Origin of the sequence: Nocardia brasiliensis NBRC 14402, from assembly GCF_000308475.2 — a bacterium.
Classification (GTDB): domain Bacteria; phylum Actinomycetota; class Actinomycetes; order Mycobacteriales; family Mycobacteriaceae; genus Nocardia; species Nocardia brasiliensis.
On the sequence record NZ_BAFT02000045.1, the window covers coordinates 22849 to 41568 of the forward strand.

An 18720-nucleotide genomic window follows, 5' to 3' on the forward strand; every position below is an offset into this window, starting at 1 on the left:
CAGCGCCGATTCGGTCAGTTGTGTTGAATCCGTGGAGATTTCGTGCAGCTTTCCGCTGGTGGACTGTTAGGATCGACCGGTGACAGGTTGCAGGGCAACGACCGTGGTTTCGCGACGCGGATGGAACCGTCCCGATGGGGGTCGTAGTTGCCGCAACAACCCGCAATAGACGAATTCCTCCGTCCCGGACGAGGGTTTTCGATGCTGGTCGCGGTCGGGCAGTCAGCTTCTTGCTCGCCTGGCATGAACTCGGCTCGCTGGGATAGTGGCTGGACGGGGTGCCGCGAGGCCGACACGCCCATAAATCTCGGTCCCTCCGACCATGGACTACCGCCACGTCATGTGAGTCCGATTCGTCCCATATTTCGAGCGCGCATCCGACCGCGGGACCATCTTCGCTGATCGCAGGCCGTCGCTGGGCATTCGACGCAGCATGACAGCAACGTACTGGTCGGAATTGAGCATTCTGCGCATTCGCGTGTCGTTCACTTGCGCACATCGCATTCTCGTGGATGCTGTGAGGTAGAGCACATGCGCACCCGTGAGGAGGCGGACCCCGATGCCAGAGAAGATCGAATATCCGGTCCAATTGGTCCAGCCCGACGGACACCGCGTCCTAGCTCGCGAGTACGCCGCACTGGTCGCCGACATAGGCCCCGATCAACTACGGGACCTATACGAGGACATGGTCGTCACCCGGCGCATCGACACCGAGGCGACCGCCCTGCAACGTCAGGGACAACTGGGCCTGTGGGCGCCGCTGCTGGGACAGGAAGCCACCCAGGTCGGTTCGGCCCGCGCACTGCACCCCGACGACTACGTGTTCTGCAGCTACCGCGAGGCGGCCGTCGCCTACTGCCGCGGCGTGCATCCCACCGAGATCACCCGAATGTGGCGCGGTGTCGCGCATTCGTGCTGGGATCCGAACGCGGTCAACATGACCAATCCGAACATCATCGTCGGCTCGCAAGGACTGCACGCGACGGGTTACGCGTACGCCGCGCATCTGGAAGGCGCGGAGATCGCGACGATCACCTACTTCGGTGACGGCGCGAGCAGCCAGGGCGATATCGCCGAGGCACTGGGTTTCGCGGCGAGCTGGAGCGCACCGGTAGTGTTCCTCTGCCAGAACAACCATTGGGCGATCAGCGAACCGGTCCGGGTGCAGAGCCAGACCCCGATCGTGCGCCGCGCCTACGGTTACGGCATCCCCGGCGTGCAGGTCGACGGCAACGACGTGCTCGCGGTGCTGGCGGTGACGCGGCAGGCGATCGCGCGGGCCCGCAGCGGCGGCGGTCCGTCGTTCATCGAGGCGCTCACCTATCGGATGGGCCCGCACACCACCGCCGACGACCCCACCCGTTACCGTTCGGCCGCCGAAACGGAAGAGTGGGCGCGCCGCGATCCGATCGATCGGCTGCGCCGGCTGCTCGAACGGGAGTCGTTGTTCGACAACGAGTTCCAGCGCCGCGTCGCCGAGCACGCCGACGAGGTGGCCCGGCAGGTGCGCACCTCGACCATCGATATGCCCGATCCGGCGCCGATCGACCTGTTCGATCACGTCTATGCCTCCCCGCATGCGCTCATCACCGAAGAGCGACGGGAATACGCGGAGTATCTGGCTGGCGATCCCAGCGATGCGCCCGCGCGACCGGAAGGAGTCCCTTCATGATCACCACTTTCGCCGGCGCATTGAACACCGGATTGCGGCGCGCGCTGGAGGACGACCCCAAAGTACTGCTCATGGGCGAGGACATCGGGCGGCTGGGCGGGGTGTTCCGGGTGACCGACGCATTGCAGAAGGACTTCGGCAACAATCGGGTCGTCGACACTCCGCTGGCCGAATCCGGCATCGTGGGAACGGCTTTCGGCATGGCGCTGCGCGGCTTCCGGCCGGTGTGCGAGATCCAGTTCGACGGCTTCGTCTATCCCGCCTTCGATCAGATCGTCTCGCATGTAGCGAAGATCCACTACCGGACGCAGGGAAAGGTGATCGCGCCCATCACGATTCGCATTCCGTTCGGTGGCGGGATCGGTTCGGTGGAGCACCATTCGGAATCGCCGGAGGCCTACTTCGCGCACACCGCCGGGTTGCGCGTGATGACGCCGAGCAACCCCGCCGACGCGTATCTGATGATCCGCCAGGCGATCGCGCTGGACGACCCGGTGATCTTCTTCGAGCCGAAGCGGCGCTACTGGGACAAGGCCGAGGTCGATTTCCTCGCGCTGGACCGCGACGGGGAGCTACCGCTGGACCGCGCCAGGGTCTGCACCGTGGGCGGCGACGCCACCGTCGTCGCGTACGGCGGCACCGTGGCCACCGCGTTGACGGCCGCGAAAATAGCTGCGGAAGAAGGGCATTCGCTCGAAGTGATCGATCTGCGCAGCCTCTCGCCGATCGACTTCGACACCATCGAGGAATCGGTGGCCAAGACCGGCAGACTGGTCATCACGCACGAGGCCCCGGTGTTCGCGGGTCTCGGCGCCGAGATCGCGGCGCGGATCACCGAGCGGTGCTTCTATCACCTGGAGGCGCCGGTGCTGCGCGTCGGCGGATTCGATATCCCCTATCCCCCCGCTAAGCTCGAGAAGTTCCATCTCCCCGATCCCGACCGCATTCTCGCCGCGGTCGATCGAACGCTCGCCGCCTGACGCCGGTACGCCGCAGTGAGAGGTGCCCACGTGGAAGATCGCGCCGACGAACCCGGTTCGGGGAACGTCCTGGAATTCCGCCTCCCTGATCTAGGGGAAGGTCTCGCCGACGCCGAACTGGTCTCCTGGTCGGTCGGCGTCGGCGACGACGTGGCGCTCAACCAGACGATCGCCGAGGTGGAGACGGCGAAGGCGGTGGTGGCGCTGCCTTCGCCGTTCGCCGGGCGAGTGGTCGAGCTGCTCGCGGAACCGGGCGAGACCGTGTTGGTCGGGGCGCCGCTGATCCGAATACAGAGCGATCAGCAACCGGCGCAGGACAGCGCGGCTGGTGAGACGAACAACGGACGGACCGCGGTGCTCGTCGGCTACGGCCCGGAGGGGGAAACCGTATCCCGGCGGCGCAGGCCTGCCGCCACGGCGGACCCCACTCCGCCGCAGGGCGGTGACACGCCCGATTCGATCCCTGAACAGCCTGCGGCACAGCTGGTTTCGTCGATCGACACGGATCAGTCCGGCAGCAGCCGGTCCGCCGGTCGAGCCGCCGCGACACCCGCGGCGCGCAGGCTGGCCCGCGAGATCGGCATCGATCTGTGGTTCGTCGCGGGTTCCGGGCCCGGCGGCGCGGTCACCGTGGACGACGTGCGCGGCGCGGTCCCGGTCTCGCAACCGCGCCCGGTGACACCCCGGCCGGAGCCCGCCGCGGTCACCGACCCGCACGCGGGGGTGAGCCGCCCGCCGGCCCGGGAAGAGCGGGTGCCGATCACCGGCGTGCGCAAGCGCACCGCCGCGGCCATGCTGGCCAGTGCCCGCACCATTCCCCAGGCCAGTACCTTCGTCACCCTGGATTGCACCGCGTCGGTGGAACTGCTCGACCACCTGCGCAGCACGAAACCCTTTGCCGGACTTACCCTGACCCCGCTCGCGCTGGTGGCGAAGTCCGCGCTCGCCGCGCTCACCGAATTCCCCGGGATCAATACTTTCTGGGACGAAGCGAATCAGGAAATCGTCACCAAGCACTACGTGAATCTCGGGATCGCGGTGGCGACCGATCGCGGCCTGCTGGTACCGAACATCAAAGAAGCGCAGTCACTGAGCCTGCGCGACCTGACCCGCGAGATCGGCTGGCTGGCCGAGACCGCCCGATCCGGCGGCGCGAGCCCCACCGACCTGCGCGGCGGCACCTTCACCATCACCAACGTCGGCGTCTTCGGCGTCGACACCGGCGTACCGCTGGTGAATCCCGGGGAGGCAGCGATCCTGTGCCTGGGATCGATCCGCAAGCGCCCCTGGGTATTCCGCGACGAACTCGCGGTCCGCTGGGTCACCACCCTGGGCATCAGTTTCGATCACCGGATGATCGACGGCGAACTAGCCTCCCGCTTCCTGTCGACAACCGCCGCCCTACTAGAGGATCCGCTGACGCTGCTCAGCCGCATCTGACCCCTCTCCAGCTTCCCGCACCCTTTTCGCCTTCCCGCACCCGCTGTGGCGTGGCATAGCGAGTGCGGGAAGACAGAAGGGGTGCGGGAAGTCAGGTGGTCAGTTGCGCTGCGGCGGTGCGGATCACGGCGGGGATCTCGACGGGTTTGCGGGTTTCGGCGTCCACGTAGACGTGCACGAAGGTGCCGGTGGCGGCCAGCTCGAGGTCGTCGTCGGCCTTGCGGAAGATGGCGAGATCGTAGGTGATGCTGGACCGGCCCAGCCGGGAGATGCGCAGGCCGACCTGGAGCCGGTCGGGGAAGCTGAGCGAGCCGACGTACTGGCAGGAGGTCTGCGCGACGACGCCGAGCGCGGGCAGCTCACGGATGTCGGTGCCGGTGGCGTGCATCAACCACGCGTTCACCGCGGTATCGAAGTACGAGTAGTAGGTCACGTTGTTCACGTGCCCGTAGTGGTCGTTGTCCGCCCACCGGGTCGGCATCGGCCAGAGCACCGGATACTGCTGCTGCGTCACCCGGCCGACACTAGCTCAGGCGGGTTCGCGCCCTGCCGGTGGTCGCGCGGGCTGACGCCGAAGTGGCGTTTGAACGCGGCGCTGAGGGCGAACGCGCTGCCGTACCCGACTTGGCGGGCGATGGACTCGATGGTCGCGTCGGATTCGGCGAGCAGGTCCGCGGCCAGCGCCAGCCGCCACTCGGTGAGGAAGGACATCGGCGGCTCGCCGACCAGATCGGTGAAGCGCCGGGCCAGCGCGGCCCTGGACACCCCGACCGCCTCGGCCAGGCCGGCCACCGTCCAGCCGTGCGCCGGATTGTGCTGCAGCAGCCGCAGCGCCTTGCCGACGAGCGGATCGCTGTAGGCGTGGTACCAGGCGGGCGCGTCGTTGCGGGCGAACCAGGCGCGCAGGGCGGCGATCAGCACCATGTCGAGCAGCCGATCGAGTACCGCCCCCTGTGCGGGTTCGTCTTTCACCGCCTCGTCGACCAGGATGTCGAGCAGCCGGGTGTCGAAATCGCCGCGCTGCAACACGATCACCGGCGGCAGCGCGCGCAGCAGCCGCTGGCTGGCCGCGCCCGCCGACTCGTAGGTGCCGGTGATCATCATGGTCGCGCCATCGGCGTCGGTGCCCCACTGCCGCACGCCGAGACTCAATGTCTCGCAGAGTATCTCACCGTCGGCGGTCTTGGTGACGTTGCCCGGATGGATGTAGATCTGCGGCTCGGTGGCCGGATCGTCGGCGACCGTGTAGTGGTCGGGCCCGCGGAAGATCGCGATATCGCCCTCGCACAGCTGTCGAGGCGCGTGCTGGCCCAGTATGATCCAGGCGCCGCCGCGCACCATCGACACCACGGTGAGCGGCGCCTCGTCCTGGATGTGCAGGGACCAGGGCGGCGCGAGCATCGAACACATCAAGAACGCGCCTCTGGCACGGGGACCTTCGAGCAGACTGGCGAGCGCATCCACGCCATCAACCCTAGACGATTACGCATGATCATGAGCTGTTGAACCATGTTCCGTCTCGCCGCCCGCGGATGTACTGGATCCATGACACACAGCACCGATTCCCGGCCCCGCATCCTCGTCACCGGCGGCACCGGTAAGACCGGCAGCCGGGTCGCCGCGCGACTCACCGCGGCGGGCCACCGGGTCCGGGTCGGCTCCCGCACTGCCGATATTCCGTTCAGCTGGGCCGACCGCAGCACCTGGCCCGCGGCGTTGACCGGTGTGCACGCCGCCTACGTCGCCTTCCAACCGGACCTCGCGGTACCGGGCGCACCCGAGACGCTGCGGGCGTTCGCCGCGGTGGCGAAGCGATGCGGCGTGCGCCGACTGGTGTTGCTGTCCGGTCGCGGTGAGCCGGAGGCGCTGGAGTGCGAGGAGATCGTGCAGCAGTCCGGCCTCGACTGGACCGTGCTGCGCTGTAGTTTCTTCGCCCAGAATTTCAGCGAGGGCGCGTTCACCGAATACCTCCTGGCGGGTGCGATCGCGCTGCCCAACGGCGACGTGCCGGAGCCGTTCGTGCACGCCGACGATATCGCCGAGGTCGCCACCGCGGCGCTCACCGCAGACGGGCACGCCGGCGCGGTCTACGAGCTGACCGGGCCGCGCGCCCTGTCGTTCACCGCGGCGGTCGCGCAGATCGCCGAGGTGACGGGGCGCGAGATCGTCTTCGTGCCGGTGACGCGCACGGAATTCGTTGCGGCGCTGACCGATTATTGCGTACCCGCGGATGTGGTGAGCCTGCTCGACTACCTGTTCGGCACAGTGCTGGACGGCCGCAACTCGGCCACCACCGACGGTGTGCGGCGGGCGCTGGGCCGCGAACCCAAGGACTTCGCCGACTACGCGAAGGAGGCAGCCGCGACGGGCGTCTGGGATATCCAGCCGCGCTGAGACCGCACCCGGCATCGATCCGCGCCAGGCGCGAAGATCATCGGTACCGTCGAAGGGGTGTTCAGTCCGACGATGGATCGCACGCTCCGCCTCGCTCGCGTCGCCGTGTTCACGGTGTTCGGGCTGAACGGATTCCTGCTCGCCATGTGGGTGGTGCACATTCCGGCGATCACGGACCGGACCAGTGTCGCGAAGTCCACGCTCGGCATGTTCATCCTGCTGATGGCGGGCTCGGGCATCGTCGGCATGCGGATCGCCGGCCCGCTCGCGGATCGATTCGGCAGCCGGACGCTGGTGGGCACCGCCGCGGTGATCGCCTCGGTGGCGGTGCTCGGCCCCGGACTGGCCACCGGCCCGGTGACGTTGGCGATCGCCCTGTGCTGCTTCGGTTTCGGCAACGGCGCGCTGGACGTCTCGATGAACACCCAAGCGGTGCACGTGGAACGGGCCTACGGGCGGCCGATCATGTCGGCCTTCCACGCGCTGTTCTCCGGCGGCGGCCTGCTGGGTTCGCTGCTCGGCGCGGCGACCTTGCGCGCGGGCTGGGATCTGCGAATGACGTTGACACTGGCCGCGACCGGCTGTGTCCTCTTGACGGCGGCGCTCGTACCGCGCCTGCTGGGGGACAGCGAGACCGAGCCTCGGGCCGTGACCCCGGCCGCGGGCGAAGGGGTAACCGCCGACCTGACATCCGGGCAGGCGCATCGGCGAAAGGTGCTGGCGCTGGCCGCGATCGCCTTCGCGGTGCTGCTCGCGGAGGGCGTCGCCGGTGATTGGAGCACGCTGCAGATGCGCGAGCACCTCGGCGTCGACCAGGCCACGGCCGCCCTGGCGTTCGGCGCGTTCTCGGTCACCATGACCGGCGGCCGACTCGCCGCCGACCGGGTGAGCGGCGCATTCGGGCGGGTGGCGGTGGTCCGCTACGGCACCTTGCTCGCCGCGCTCGGCCTCACCGTCATCATGGTGTCGCCGTGGGTGCCGTTGTCGTTGCTCGGCTGGGCCATGGCGGGTCTCGGCCTGTCCGGCACCGTACCGCAGATCTTCACCGCCGCAGGCAATCTCGGCTCCGCAACCGCGGCCACCGACATGGCGCGGGTCTTCAGCCTGGGCTATCTGGGCTTGCTCGCGGGCCCCGCTGTCATCGGCTGGCTCAGCGCGGTCATTCCGCTGACCGCCACCTTCCTGGTTCCGCTGGTGGCCATGGTGGTGTGCTGCGCATACGCGGGGGCCGTGGCCGCGCCGCAGGCGGCAAGCGAAAAACGCTGACACACAGCGAATTCCGCTCGCCGCCCGGGACTACTTGGGTGCCACCAGGCAGAGTGTCATCGGATCCGGTTTCGGATACACGATGGTGCTGTCCTCGGTGTATTTCGAGCCGCACGCGGACTTGTCCGCGCTGCCCCGCACGATGCGGCCGATCTTGTAGTCGGCGGCGGAGCTGCAGGCGACCTTGGTGCTCGCCGCCAGCGTGCCGCTCTTGATGCAGTCCCCTTCCTTCACATTGAGGCGCAGGCACAGCGTGTAACCGTTGCGACCGGTCTCGTAGTAGCTGGCGTAGTCCTTGTTCTCGCAGTTCTTGTTCGATCCGTCGATCCGCTGTGCCACCACGTAATTGGCCTCGGGATCGGAGCATTCCTTGATCGCGAACTCGGCCTTGTAGGTGGTGCCGGACAGTTTCGCGCACTCGCCGACCGCGACCTTCTTGCCGTCCGGTCGCCCGACGCTGACGACGAGGGCGACCACGGCGATTATGCCCAGGATGACGACAGTGATGATGATCGCCTTGGCCTTGCCGCCCGAACGCGGCGGCGGCCCCGGCGGCTGGAAGGCACCGGGCGGGAACCCGGGCTGTCCGCCGTGCGGCGGAAAGCCTTGCGGTGGAACGCCTTGCGGTGGCGGGAAACCCTGCGGCGGCATGCCCTGCTGTGGCATGCCCGGCTGCGGCGGATATCCGGTGCCGGGCGGCGGATAGCCCGCCCCGTAACCCGGCTGTGCCGCCTGACCCGGATACCCCTGCGCCTGCGGGTAGCTCGGCTGGGCATAGCCCTGGCCGCCGGGTTGCCCCGGATATGGATAGTTCGGTGGTGTGGTCATGTTCCCCTCCCCAGGGTTTACGCGAACTCGGCCGCACTCGGCGGCCGAACGAACTCACAGAATCTAGCCGATCGATCCGACGGCCGTGCGCTGGGTGATTGCCGCTACGCCCTCAGAGGTAGAGGCCCGGGTTGACCGGATCCGCAGGCACCGACTGGATCTTGGTGTCCCCGTCGCGCAACGCGACCAGTTCCGCCAGCGTGGCGCCGTCCGGACAGGAGACCTCTCCCGGGGTTTCCGGACGCTGTTCCCGGGCCAGCCAGGCCGCCGACTCGGCGGGTGAGAGCCGCCCGACCTCGAGCTGCGCCAGGCAGCGACCGGGACGGGTCACCGCCGGGTGCAGCCGGGTCAGATCCTCGTTGGTGGTGATCGCCACGAGCACGTCCCGGCCTTGGCCGAGCATGCCGTCGGTCAGGTTGAGCAGGCGCGAAAGCCCCTGTCCCGCAGTTTCTCTGGCCTCGCCGCGGATCAGTTCGTCACAGTCCTCGAGCACCAGCATGCGCCAGCGCTTGGTGTCCTCGTCGCCGTCGATGCCCGCCGCGACATCCATCAGATAACCGGGCTTGGCGAACATCACCTCGGGGTCGAGCACGCAGTCGAACTGACACCACGGCCCCCAGGCGCGCGCGAGCGCACGCAGCGCGGTGGTCTTTCCGGTGCCCGGCGGGCCGTGCAGCAGCACCAGCCGGCCGCGCACGTCCGCGGCGGTCAACGCCATCAGCCGGTCCAGCGCGCCCGCCACGTCGGCGGCATAGTTGCCACGGATTTCCGGCCAGGTCGGCGCGGTGATGGTGCGACCACGCCGCTGCGGACCGTGGCTGTTCATATGCCAGAAGCCCATCTCGATGGTCTCGCCGATTTCCGGCTGCGCGGCCGCGTCGCGGATGGCCTCGGCGAGCACGGTCGTCGCGAGTTCGTCGGTGACGGCGGTGACCTCGACCATCGCCGAGCCACCCGACCACCGGACCGCGCGCAGCGACCAACCCGCCCCGACCACCAGCGCGGCACCGCTGTCGTCGTCCTGCGTCGAGCGCACCACCCGGCCGTGCTCCGGCCGCAGCAGGGCGTCGGGCTTGATCCGCTCGAGATGCGCGGTGCGCGCGCACGGCTGATCACCGCGCAGAAAGGGACTGACCGCCAGCGCATCGATCGCGTCGCGCGTCGAATAGGCCGAGTCGACAGCGACAGTCCACGGCAGCCGCTCGGCGAGATCGGCCGAGGGCTCACTCGGGTCGATCAACCGAAGGGGCTCGTTACGTGCGGACACTCGGAGCATGATCGGGCCTGCGGACCGCGCCTGTCCACTGGTTTAACGCCGAACGGCCTCCCGCGTGCGCAGGAGGCCGTTCGAATCCGAATCCCTACAGCGCCTTCAGCTCCTCGGTGACCGCACCGACGGACTTCTTGGCGTCGCCGAACAGCATCGAGGTGTGATCGGCGTAGAACAGCGGGTTGTCGATACCCGCGAAGCCGGAGTTCATCGAGCGCTTGAGCACGATGACGCTCTTGGCCTGGTCGACGTTGAGGACGGGCATGCCGTAGATCGGGCTGCTGGCATCCTCGCGCGCCGCGGGGTTGGTGACGTCGTTGGCGCCGATCACCAAGGCGACATCGGTGCGGCCGAATTCGCCGTTGATGTCGTCCATTTCCTTGAGCGCGTCGTAGGAGACCTCCGCCTCGGCCAGCAGCACGTTCATGTGACCGGGCATGCGGCCCGCGACCGGGTGGATGGCGTATTTGACCTCGACGCCCTTGGCTTCGAGCAGCGCCGCCATCTCCTTGACCGCGTGCTGGGCCTGGGCGACGGCCATGCCGTAGCCGGGGACCACGATCACCTGGTTGGCGTAGGCCATCTGAATCGCGGCGTCCGCGGCGGAGGTGGCCTTGGCCTGCTTGTTCTCCCCATCGCCGCCGGCGCCGGGCGCCGTTCCGCCACCGCCGAATCCGCCCGCGACGATCGCCGGAATGGACCGGTTCATCGCCTTGGCCATCAGGTTGGTGAGGATGGTGCCGGACGCGCCGACGATCATGCCCGCGACGATCATGGCGGTGTTGTTCAGCGCCAGACCCGCTGCGGCGGCCGACAATCCGGTCAGCGCGTTGAGCAGCGAGATGACCACCGGCATATCCGCGCCGCCGATCGGCAGCACCACGGCGAGGCCGAGCACCCCGGCCAGCACCAGGACCGCGATCATCCACAGTTGGGACACACCGTCATTGGTGGCGCCGACGCCGATCACCACGGCGGCCGCGATCGCGCCCAGGAGCAGCAGCAGATTCAACGGCTGCTGCAGCTTGCCGAGACCGATCGGGCGGCCGGGCAGGATCTCCTGGAGTTTGCCGAACGCGATCAGCGAGCCCCAGAACGAAACCGAGCCGATGATCGCCGCGAACAGCGAACCGATGACGATGTGCACCGTCGGCTCTTCGTCGAAGTGCGAAAAGCCTTGGCTGTTGATGAATTCCGACCACGCGATGAGCGCCACCGTGCCACCGCCGACACCGTTGAACGCGGCGACCAGCTGCGGCATGGCGGTCATCTTGGTGAACTGCGCGGGCGGCACGCCGAGCGCGATGCCGACCACCAGTCCGGCGACGATCAGGATCCAATTGCTGGTGTGGCGCACCGAGATCAGGGTGGCGACCACGGCGATGAACATGCCGACGGCGGCGATCAGGTTGCCGCGCACCGCGGTCTTCGGACCGGTCAGGCCCATCAGACCGTAGATGAACATGCCGAACGCGATGATGTAGAGACCGTTGACCAGGTAGGTCACGTTGTCGAAGGTATGCATCACTTCTCCGCCTTCGCCGGCGCTGCCGCCTTCTTGCCCTTGAACATGCCCAGCATCCGGTCGGTCACCACGAAACCACCGATGACATTGAGGGTTCCGAAGACGACGGCGACGAACAGGATGATCTGGGTCAGGATCGAGGGGTCCTGCACGTTGCCCAGGGTGACCAGCGCGCCGAGCACGACGATGCCGTGAATGGCGTTGGTACCGGACATGAGTGGGGTGTGCAGGGTGTTGGGGACCTTGGAGATGACGGCGAACCCGACGAACCCGGAGAGCACCAGGATCGCGATGTTCGCGAGCAGTTCGGTGTACATCAGGCTTCCCTCTCCCGGGTGACGCAGGAATCGGCGAGCACCTGATCCTCGAAGTCGGGTGCCAGCGCACCGTCCTTCAGCATCAGTTCCAGCAGTGCCGCAATGTTTTTCGAGTACAGCTCCGAGGCGTGCTCGGGCATCGTCGCGGGCAGGTTCAACGGCGAGGCGATGGTGACCTGGTGCTTGACCACGGTTTCACCCGGCTCGGTGAGTTCGCAGTTGCCGCCCGTTTCCCCGGCCAGGTCGACGATCACGCTGCCGGGCTTCATGCCCTCGACGGCGGCCGCGGTCACCAGGCGCGGTGCGGGACGGCCGGGTACGAGCGCGGTAGTGATCACCACGTCGAAACCCTTGATCGCGTCTTCCAAAGCCTGTTGCTGCTCGGCCTTTTCCTCGTCGGTGAGTTCGCGGGCGTAGCCGCCCTCACCGGCCGCGTCGATGCCGAGATCGAGCCACTGCGCGCCGACCGAGCGCACCTGGTCGGCGACCTCGGGCCGCACGTCGTACCCGGTGGTGCGGCCGCCGAGGCGCTTGGCGGTGGCCAGCGCCTGCAGGCCCGCGACACCCACGCCGAGCACCAGCACCGTCGCGGGCTTCACGGTGCCCGCGGCGGTGGTGAGCATCGGGAAGAAGCGCGTCGACTCCGACGCCGCGAGCAGCACGGCCTTGTAGCCCGCGACATTGGCCTGCGAGGACAGCGCGTCCATCACCTGCGCACGCGAGATCCGCGGAATCGCCTCGACCGCGAACGCTTGCACGCCACCGGCTTTCAGCTTGCCGATCTGATTGTCCGCGTTGCGCGGGGCCAGGAAGCCGATCAGGGTCTGCCCGTCGGACAGCTTGGCCACCTCGGCGTCGCTGGGCGGGGCGACCTTCACGACCACGTCGGCCGACCAGGGGTCGCCGATAGTCGCGCCGGCCTCTTCGTAGGCGCTGTCGGGAATGAGCGCGCCGAGACCGGCACCGGACTCGACCACCACCTGCACCCCCTGCTTCAGCAGGGTCGGAATGATCTTCGGCACCAATGCGACACGTCGTTCGCCCGCGTTGGACTCGCGAACGACTCCGACACGCGCGCCGCGTGGCGACTGATCGCCTACGCTCTGCGTTGTCTCCACTATGTCAGTTCCTTCTTGTGCTGAGCTTGCAGGCAACAGATGGACGGCCGGACGATGTTACTTCAGAGTAAGGTCGCCCAAATCCTCGCAACTGTACCCGGCGTGTTGTGCGGACCGCTGAGACGCCCGTCACACGATCGCGCCGGATTCCGCCGATATGCCGGGTTCTCGAGGTCATCGGGGTCACCTCCTGCGCGGTGGTTGTTCGGATGAGCGCCGGTTCTGATGGTGGTCGCCGCGGCTGGCCGCGACAAGACCGAACGTGCAGGTCCATTACTTACTCGAAGGTTCGGCACCAGGTCAGGCGGGGGACGCCAGGCCTGGGAAGTGACGTGCATCATGATCGATTCTCGCGCCGGGGTGTTCCGGGCCGCTCGTACGCCGTAAGGTCCAGCCTGTGACCGACTGCGTCTTCTGCCGCATCGTGGCCGGCGTTGCCCCCGCAACAAAGGTGTACGAGGACGACTCGCTCTGCGCCTTTCTCGACATCCGGCCCATCGCCCGCGGCCACACGCTGGTGATCCCCAAGCAGCACGCCACCGAACTGGAGGATCTGGACGCCGAACTCGGCGCCTACGTCTTCCGGGCCGGGCATCGGCTCGCGCTCGCGGTACGGCGCAGCCCGCTCGCCGCCGACGGCGCGAACCTGGTGCTCAACGACGGCACCGCCGCGTTTCAGACCGTTCCGCACGTTCATCTGCACGTGATCCCGCGCAGCCACGGCGACAAGCTGCGCTTCGCCGCCGGCTTCCTGCTGCGCAGGCCGCACGATCCGCAATCGACCGCGGCCGCCATCCAGGCCGGCATCGCGGCGCTGGAAAAAGACGAAGCATCGAGTCGGCAGCGGCCGGGCGCGGACCGGCCGGAAGAAGGAGCACACGAATGATCGACCCGACCCTGGACCGGGCCGAACTGACCAAACTGCTGTCCGAACAGTGGGACGCGATCGCCGCGTTGGTCACCGGCCTCGACGAAAACCAGTGGCGGACATCGACGGCACTGCCCGGCTGGACCGTGTTCGACGTGGTCGCGCACGTCGTCGGCACCGAATCGTGGTTGCTCGGCGAGCGCCCGCCCGCGCACGACCCGCTGACGCCCAAGGCCGACGTGCGCACGCTGCCGCACGTCCGCAACGAGACGGCGGTGCTCAACGAGATCTGGGTGGACCGGCTGCGGCCGCTGTCCGGCGAACGGTTGCTGGAGATGTTCCACGACGTCACGGGACGACGCCGGGCGGCGCTGCACGCCCTCGGCGACGTGGACTGGCAGGCCCAGACCCAGTCGCCGATCGGGCTGGTCAGCTACGGCCGGTTCATGCGGGTGCGGCTGTTCGACTGCTGGATGCACGAACTCGATATCGCCGACGCGCTGGGCGTCCGGGTGGACGAGGGCGGGCAGCGCGGCGAATTCGCCTTCACCGAATTTCTCGGCAGCATCCCGCGGATCGTGGTGAAAAAGGGTGGGGCGCCCAACGGTGCACGGATCACCTTCTCGCTGACCGGACCGCTGGCGCGCTCGCTGCACATCCAGGTGGCGGACCGGGCGAACTTCGTGGACGCCTTCGACAGTTCCCCGACCGTCGACATCCATTTGCCTGCAGCGGATTTCGTCCGGCTCGGCGGCGGACGGACCACCGCGGACCAGCACCTGGACCGGATCACCATCAGCGGCGATCAGGAACTCGGGCAACGACTCGTGCAGAATCTCGCGTTCACCATCTGATGCGCCTGTTCCTGTCCAGCTACCGCTTCGGCGCGCATTACGACCGGCTCGCCGCCCTCGTCGGCGAACCCGGCCGAGTCGCGTTGATTCCCAACGCCTGTGACGCCTGGCCCGAGCTGTGGGAGTCGGCGATCATCAGCGATATCGTCCCGCTGCGCAGGCTCGGGTACGAGCCGGAGACGGTGGATCTGCGCGACTTCGTCGGCCGCCCGGCGGAATTGGAGCGCACGCTGGCCGAATTCCCCCTGCTGTGGGTGCGCGGCGGCAACACCTTCGTGCTGCGCGCCCAATTCGCCCGCAGCGGCGCCGATGTCGTGCTCCCCCGGCTGCTGGCGGCCGACGCGCTCGTGTACGCGGGCTACAGCGCCGGCGCCTGCTTGCTGACCCCCGATCTGCACGGACTGGAATCCTCCGACGACCCGGCCGAGGTCCAGCCCACGTGCGGAATCGAACCGCGCTGGGACGGACTGGGTTTGGTGCAACAGCGGATCGTGCCGCACATCGCCTCGCCGACCGACCCGCTCGGCCTGTGCGATCGGCTCGCCGAGTCCTATCGCGCCGAGGGCATCCCGCACTGGGCGCTCACCGATGACGACGCGATCGTCGTCGACGGCGATCGCACCGAGGTGCTGATCGGTTCAGCGGGGTCCTGAACAAGCCTGATCACGAACGCGGAAACCGTCTTCGCCGCCGCGCTACGACGTCGGCGACCGCACGTCGCGCGGGGGTGCGACTTCGGCCTTCGCGTCGCGGCGGAACACGACCCAGCGCATCGCGCTGTACATGTAGACCGCTTCGCAGCCGCCCGCGAGCAACCGCGCCAGGTGATAGTCGACGCCGAGCGCGGTGAGTCCGCTGCCGACGCCGAGGATGAACGCGGCGTAATTGATCGCCACGACCACGACGTAGACCCCGGCCTGCTTGCCGACCGGCGCGTGCGAGTGGAAGTTGAAGGTGCGATTGAGCACGAAACTCAACCCGAACGCACACACGTAGGCGACCGAGACCGACAGCCAGACCGGCAGGCCCAGCCCACCATGGAAGAGGGTGAGCAGGGCCAGGTCCACGCCGAAGGTGCCGCTGTTGATCAGCGCGAAGCCGAGGAAGGTCGGCGCGACAAGACGATTCAGGCCCCACGGCAGCCACGCGACGACCGCCTCGCACCATCGGGTGAAGCGGTCGGCAATGTTGTCGGTGGTCTGCGCCGGCTCGTGCACGCTGCCAGGGTGCCAGCGGCAGGTGACCACCAGATGATCATCCGGCAACGCCGCGTCGATCCGCCGGGGCGGCCGTGGCGTGCCCCGGCGGACTAGCGTGGGGTTGTGGACGTTAGTGACCTGATCGACCGACTGCCCGAGGGTGCGGTCGTCACCGACCCTGATCTGCTGGCGAGCTACCGGCAGGACTGGGCGCGCGATCCCGCGGCCGGCACGCCGGTCGCGGTGGTGCGTGCGACGAGCACCGAGGATGTCGCCGCGGCGCTGCGCTGGGCACACGAACGGCGCGTGCCCGTCGTGCCGCGCGGGGCCGGGTCGGGGCTGTCCGGCGGCGCCACGGCAGTCGACGGCGGACTGGTGCTGAGCACCGAGCGGATGCGGGCGATCACCGTCGACCCGGTCACCCGGACCGCGGTCGTGCAACCGGGGCTGCTGAACGCCGAGGTGAAACGCGCTGTCGCCGCGCACGGCCTCTGGTATCCGCCCGACCCGTCGTCGTTCGAGATCTGCTCGATCGGCGGTAACGCCGCCACCAATGCCGGCGGGCTGTGCTGCGTGAAGTATGGCGTGACAACCGATTACGTGCTGGGCATGGAGGTGGTGCTCGCCGACGGGACGGTGCTGCGGCTCGGCGGCCCCCGGCTCAAGGATTCGGCCGGACTGTCGCTGACCAAACTGTTCGTCGGCAGCGAGGGCACGCTCGGCGTCATCACCGAGCTGACGTTGCGCCTGCTGCCCGCCCAGCCGCCGCAGAGCACCGTCGTCGCCTCGTTCGCCACCCTGACCGCCGCCGTCGACGCGATTCTCGCCATCACCGGCGAATTGCGGCCCGCCATGCTGGAATTCATGGATTCGGTCTCGATCAACGCGGTCGAGGACGAACTACGGATGGGCCTGGATCGCAAGGCCGCCGCACTGCTCGTCGCGCGCTCGGACGCGCCCGGCGAATTCGCCGGGCGGGAAGCCGAGATTATACTGGCCGCCTGCGAAAAGGCCGGTGCGACCGAGGTTTTCCACACCGCCGACGCCGAGGAAGGTGAAGCCTTCACCGCGGCAAGGCGGTTCGCGATCCCCGCGGTGGAGAAGCTGGGCGCGCTGCTGCTGGAGGACGTCGGCGTCCCGCTGCCCCGGCTCGGCGACCTGGTGACCGGTGTCGCCGAGATCGCCGCGCGCAACGAGGTGACCATCTCGGTGATCGCGCACGCCGGCGACGGCAACACACACCCGCTGATCGTGCACGACCCCGCCGACGCCGCCATGACCGAGCGCGCGCACCGCGCCTTCGGCGAAATCATGGATCTGGCCATCGCGCTCGGCGGCACCATCACCGGCGAGCACGGGGTCGGGCGCTTGAAGAAGGCGTGGCTACCCGACCAACTCGGCGCCGACGTGATGGCATTGACCCAGCGCATAAAGGACGCGCTCGACCCGCACGGCATCCTCAATCCGGGCGCGATTCTCTGACCCATGGAACATTCCCGGCCGCGAAGGAGTTTCACCGAATCATGACCACCAGGCTCGAGCACAACGTCGCCGACACCCGTTTCGAGATCTACCTCGACGACACCCTCGCCGGCTACGCCGACTACGCCGAGCGGGAAGAAACGAAGGTTCGCGACTTCCACCACACCATGACCTTTCCCGAGTTCCGGGGCCGCGGCGTCGCCGCCCAGGTGGTCGAATTCGCGCTGCAGGATTCGCGCACCAACGGCTACACCGTCGTCCCCACCTGCTGGTACGTCGAGAAGTACATCGCCGAACACCGCGAATACGCCGATCTCGTCGGCTGAACGCCGGGGCGCGCGCCGGCTGATAGTTTCGGGTTGCTCGATGCGGTTGCCGATGGATTCCATCTATGTGATCGGAGTAGGGCATGTACCGGAGCTCGAAACTGATCGGCTTGGTCGCGCTGCTGGGCGCGGCGGCACTCGGCTCCGCCGGCCTCGCCGCCGCAGAGCCGACGGACCCGGGTGTCGCGGAACGGTGCGCGCGGAAGTCGGCCAGCTACGCCGATTTCAAAAATTGCGTAGAGCAGGGCAATCCCGGCGGTGAGCTCGACGGCCAAACGGGCGGTCCGGACAAGAATCGGCCGAGCGGTCCGAGCGAACGCGGCGGCAGCGATCACTCGGGCGACGAATCACCAGGCGTGCCTGGTCAATCCGGGAACGCCGGTGGTCGATCCGGGAACGCGAGTAATCAAGCAGGCAATCAATCAAGCCGGTGATCACTCCGGTAAAGCGCGCAATCGGACGTGGACCGAAGGCTCATAGCCGCCCGCATTACTCGCCCTGCGAACACATCGCGAGGCTGTGCGCCAAGAGTTCGAAGGCCGTTTCGGCGCGGATGACCGCGATCGGATAGATGTCCTCGGTGCGCGCGCCCGCGCGGACGGCCTGGGCGTTGTAGGACGTGAGAATGCGCTGGGCGCTGAACACCTGCGCGGCGATCAGGTGCGCGGTGAACTCGTCGCCCGGCTCACCGGACGCGAGCAGCGCTGCGGCGAGGTCGCGTTCCTGATCGATCATGTAGCCGGACAGGTGCGCCATCAGGGCGGGCGTCGAATACAGCAGATTGTGGAACGTAACGGCGGCGCGGGTGTCGTTGAGGCCGGTGAGCGGGTCACGGTCCGCGAGGCGGTCCAGGAAGTCCTGACGCAGGGCGGCCAAGGGCGATGTGCCGGGCGGGCGGGCGCGGACGACGTGCGCGGACCCGCGGCCGCCGTCCATGAATCGGTGCAGTACCAGGTCTTCCTTGGTCGGAAAGTAGGCGAAGAGGGTGGGCTTGGAGACCTCGGCGGCCGCGGCGATCTCGGCGACCGAGGCGCCGTCGAAACCAGACTCCTCGAACAGCGCGAAAGCGGCGTCCAGGATCGCCTGACGCGTCCGGAGCTTCTTGCGTTCGCGCAGTCCTGGTGCCTCCATGCGGCCAGCGTAGAGAAAATTACCTTGGTCTACAAATTAACGCGGTTGTA

20 protein-coding genes are annotated in these 18720 nt (G+C 68.0%); 11 read left to right on the forward strand and 9 right to left on the reverse strand.

Going from position 1 to position 18720, the window contains the following annotated elements; translation table 11 throughout:
* Positions 1 to 559 precede the first annotated feature (559 nt).
* From pdhA to TY25_RS14365, 3 genes are read left to right on the forward strand one after another with little or no spacing between them, the layout of a single operon-like run.
* Complete coding sequence (gene pdhA, locus TY25_RS14355; RefSeq protein ID WP_042256539.1) at positions 560 to 1672, forward strand: pyruvate dehydrogenase (acetyl-transferring) E1 component subunit alpha; 1113 nt, start codon at positions 560 to 562, stop codon at positions 1670 to 1672.
* Entirely contained in the window at positions 1669 to 2652 is a 984-nt protein-coding gene (locus tag TY25_RS14360; protein WP_042256540.1) for an alpha-ketoacid dehydrogenase subunit beta, read from the forward strand. The genes pdhA and TY25_RS14360 overlap by 4 nt, the downstream gene beginning before the upstream one ends.
* A 30-nt stretch (positions 2653 to 2682) precedes the next feature.
* The gene (locus TY25_RS14365) at positions 2683 to 4092 is read left to right on the forward strand and encodes a dihydrolipoamide acetyltransferase family protein (protein ID WP_042256667.1); all 1410 of its coding nucleotides are present in this window, start codon (positions 2683 to 2685) and stop codon (positions 4090 to 4092) included.
* Between the two features lie 91 nt (positions 4093 to 4183).
* Here the strand turns inward: TY25_RS14365 and TY25_RS14370 are convergent, their stop codons facing one another.
* Both TY25_RS14370 and TY25_RS14375 read right to left on the reverse strand, forming a co-directional pair.
* On the reverse strand, positions 4184 to 4573 hold the full coding sequence (locus tag TY25_RS14370) for an acyl-CoA thioesterase (RefSeq protein WP_042256668.1): 390 nt from the start codon (positions 4571 to 4573) through the stop codon (positions 4184 to 4186).
* A 29-nt stretch (positions 4574 to 4602) separates the two neighbouring features.
* Positions 4603 to 5556, reverse strand: coding sequence for an AraC family transcriptional regulator (locus TY25_RS14375; RefSeq protein ID WP_042256542.1), 954 nt, complete (start codon positions 5554 to 5556; stop codon positions 4603 to 4605).
* An 81-nt stretch (positions 5557 to 5637) separates the two neighbouring features.
* Here TY25_RS14375 and TY25_RS14380 point away from each other — a divergent pair, with 81 nt between their 5' ends.
* Together TY25_RS14380 and TY25_RS14385 are read left to right on the forward strand one after the other, a co-directional pair.
* Positions 5638 to 6486 carry an SDR family oxidoreductase gene (locus tag TY25_RS14380; RefSeq protein WP_042256543.1) on the forward strand — a complete coding sequence of 283 codons (849 nt, stop codon included), beginning with the start codon at positions 5638 to 5640 and terminating at the stop codon, positions 6484 to 6486.
* Between the two features lie 72 nt (positions 6487 to 6558).
* Positions 6559 to 7752 carry an MFS transporter gene (locus TY25_RS14385; RefSeq protein ID WP_042256669.1) on the forward strand — a complete coding sequence of 398 codons (1194 nt, stop codon included), beginning with the start codon at positions 6559 to 6561 and terminating at the stop codon, positions 7750 to 7752.
* A 30-nt stretch (positions 7753 to 7782) separates the two neighbouring features.
* Here TY25_RS14385 and TY25_RS42630 read toward each other — a convergent pair whose 3' ends face one another.
* The 5 genes from TY25_RS42630 to TY25_RS14410 all read right to left on the reverse strand — a co-directional run bounded on the left by TY25_RS42630 (position 7783) and on the right by TY25_RS14410 (position 12810).
* The gene (locus TY25_RS42630) at positions 7783 to 8580 is read right to left on the reverse strand and encodes an LppU/SCO3897 family protein (RefSeq protein WP_052382967.1); all 798 of its coding nucleotides are present in this window, start codon (positions 8578 to 8580) and stop codon (positions 7783 to 7785) included.
* Between the two features lie 112 nt (positions 8581 to 8692).
* Positions 8693 to 9856, reverse strand: a complete 1164-nt coding sequence (locus TY25_RS14395) for a DUF5925 domain-containing protein (protein WP_042256545.1) — start codon at positions 9854 to 9856, stop codon at positions 8693 to 8695.
* 85 nt (positions 9857 to 9941) lie between these two features.
* Positions 9942 to 11375 carry an NAD(P)(+) transhydrogenase (Re/Si-specific) subunit beta gene (locus TY25_RS14400; RefSeq protein ID WP_193125435.1) on the reverse strand — a complete coding sequence of 478 codons (1434 nt, stop codon included), beginning with the start codon at positions 11373 to 11375 and terminating at the stop codon, positions 9942 to 9944.
* Positions 11375 to 11692 carry an NAD(P) transhydrogenase subunit alpha part 2 gene (locus TY25_RS14405; RefSeq protein ID WP_029897870.1) on the reverse strand — a complete coding sequence of 106 codons (318 nt, stop codon included), beginning with the start codon at positions 11690 to 11692 and terminating at the stop codon, positions 11375 to 11377. The genes TY25_RS14400 and TY25_RS14405 overlap by 1 nt, the downstream gene beginning before the upstream one ends.
* A complete protein-coding gene (locus TY25_RS14410; RefSeq protein WP_042256547.1) occupies positions 11692 to 12810 on the reverse strand; it encodes a Re/Si-specific NAD(P)(+) transhydrogenase subunit alpha in 1119 nt (372 codons plus the stop codon). The genes TY25_RS14405 and TY25_RS14410 overlap by 1 nt, the downstream gene beginning before the upstream one ends.
* Before the next feature lie 397 nt (positions 12811 to 13207).
* On the opposite strand from TY25_RS14410, the gene TY25_RS14415 reads away from it, so the two are divergent.
* The 3 genes from TY25_RS14415 to TY25_RS14425 are packed head-to-tail and all read left to right on the forward strand — an operon-like array spanning position 13208 to position 15185.
* Entirely contained in the window at positions 13208 to 13696 is a 489-nt protein-coding gene (locus TY25_RS14415; RefSeq protein WP_042256549.1) for an HIT family protein, read from the forward strand.
* A complete protein-coding gene (locus TY25_RS14420; protein ID WP_042256550.1) occupies positions 13693 to 14532 on the forward strand; it encodes a maleylpyruvate isomerase family mycothiol-dependent enzyme in 840 nt (279 codons plus the stop codon). The genes TY25_RS14415 and TY25_RS14420 overlap by 4 nt, the downstream gene beginning before the upstream one ends.
* Entirely contained in the window at positions 14532 to 15185 is a 654-nt protein-coding gene (locus tag TY25_RS14425) for a Type 1 glutamine amidotransferase-like domain-containing protein (RefSeq protein ID WP_042256552.1), read from the forward strand. The genes TY25_RS14420 and TY25_RS14425 overlap by 1 nt, the downstream gene beginning before the upstream one ends.
* A gap of 42 nt (positions 15186 to 15227) precedes the next feature.
* Here the strand turns inward: TY25_RS14425 and TY25_RS14430 are convergent, their stop codons facing one another.
* A complete protein-coding gene (locus tag TY25_RS14430) occupies positions 15228 to 15749 on the reverse strand; it encodes a GtrA family protein (RefSeq protein ID WP_042256674.1) in 522 nt (173 codons plus the stop codon).
* 105 nt (positions 15750 to 15854) lie between these two features.
* Between TY25_RS14430 and TY25_RS14435 the strand changes: the two genes are divergently transcribed.
* From TY25_RS14435 to TY25_RS14445, 3 genes are all read left to right on the forward strand, one after another.
* The gene (locus tag TY25_RS14435) at positions 15855 to 17213 is read left to right on the forward strand and encodes an FAD-binding oxidoreductase (protein ID WP_042256553.1); all 1359 of its coding nucleotides are present in this window, start codon (positions 15855 to 15857) and stop codon (positions 17211 to 17213) included.
* Positions 17214 to 17254: 41 nt separating this feature from the next.
* Entirely contained in the window at positions 17255 to 17539 is a 285-nt protein-coding gene (locus TY25_RS14440) for a GNAT family N-acetyltransferase (protein ID WP_042256555.1), read from the forward strand.
* 110 nt (positions 17540 to 17649) lie between these two features.
* Positions 17650 to 17973, forward strand: a complete 324-nt coding sequence (locus TY25_RS14445) for a hypothetical protein (protein ID WP_146154079.1) — start codon at positions 17650 to 17652, stop codon at positions 17971 to 17973.
* Positions 17974 to 18028: 55 nt separating this feature from the next.
* Here TY25_RS14445 and TY25_RS14450 read toward each other — a convergent pair whose 3' ends face one another.
* Entirely contained in the window at positions 18029 to 18670 is a 642-nt protein-coding gene (locus tag TY25_RS14450) for a TetR/AcrR family transcriptional regulator (RefSeq protein WP_042256557.1), read from the reverse strand.
* Between the last annotated feature and the right edge of the window lie 50 nt (positions 18671 to 18720).

Excerpts from the sequence above, each read along its gene's own strand:
- TY25_RS14420 (WP_042256550.1), top strand. The coding sequence starts at position 13,693 with ATGATCGACCCGACCCTGGACCGGGCCGAACTGACCAAACTGCTGTCC.
- TY25_RS14395 (WP_042256545.1), bottom strand. The coding sequence starts at position 9,856 with ATGCTCCGAGTGTCCGCACGTAACGAGCCCCTTCGGTTGATCGACCCG.
- TY25_RS14400 (WP_193125435.1), bottom strand. The coding sequence starts at position 11,375 with ATGCATACCTTCGACAACGTGACCTACCTGGTCAACGGTCTCTACATC.
- TY25_RS14370 (WP_042256668.1), bottom strand. The coding sequence starts at position 4,573 with ATGCCGACCCGGTGGGCGGACAACGACCACTACGGGCACGTGAACAAC.
- TY25_RS14405 (WP_029897870.1), bottom strand. The coding sequence starts at position 11,692 with ATGTACACCGAACTGCTCGCGAACATCGCGATCCTGGTGCTCTCCGGG.
- TY25_RS14360 (WP_042256540.1), top strand. The coding sequence starts at position 1,669 with ATGATCACCACTTTCGCCGGCGCATTGAACACCGGATTGCGGCGCGCG.
- TY25_RS14450 (WP_042256557.1), bottom strand. The coding sequence starts at position 18,670 with ATGGAGGCACCAGGACTGCGCGAACGCAAGAAGCTCCGGACGCGTCAG.
- pdhA (WP_042256539.1), top strand. The coding sequence starts at position 560 with ATGCCAGAGAAGATCGAATATCCGGTCCAATTGGTCCAGCCCGACGGA.
- TY25_RS14380 (WP_042256543.1), top strand. The coding sequence starts at position 5,638 with ATGACACACAGCACCGATTCCCGGCCCCGCATCCTCGTCACCGGCGGC.
- TY25_RS14385 (WP_042256669.1), top strand. The coding sequence starts at position 6,559 with ATGGATCGCACGCTCCGCCTCGCTCGCGTCGCCGTGTTCACGGTGTTC.
- TY25_RS42630 (WP_052382967.1), bottom strand. The coding sequence starts at position 8,580 with ATGACCACACCACCGAACTATCCATATCCGGGGCAACCCGGCGGCCAG.
- TY25_RS14425 (WP_042256552.1), top strand. The coding sequence starts at position 14,532 with ATGCGCCTGTTCCTGTCCAGCTACCGCTTCGGCGCGCATTACGACCGG.
- TY25_RS14440 (WP_042256555.1), top strand. The coding sequence starts at position 17,255 with ATGACCACCAGGCTCGAGCACAACGTCGCCGACACCCGTTTCGAGATC.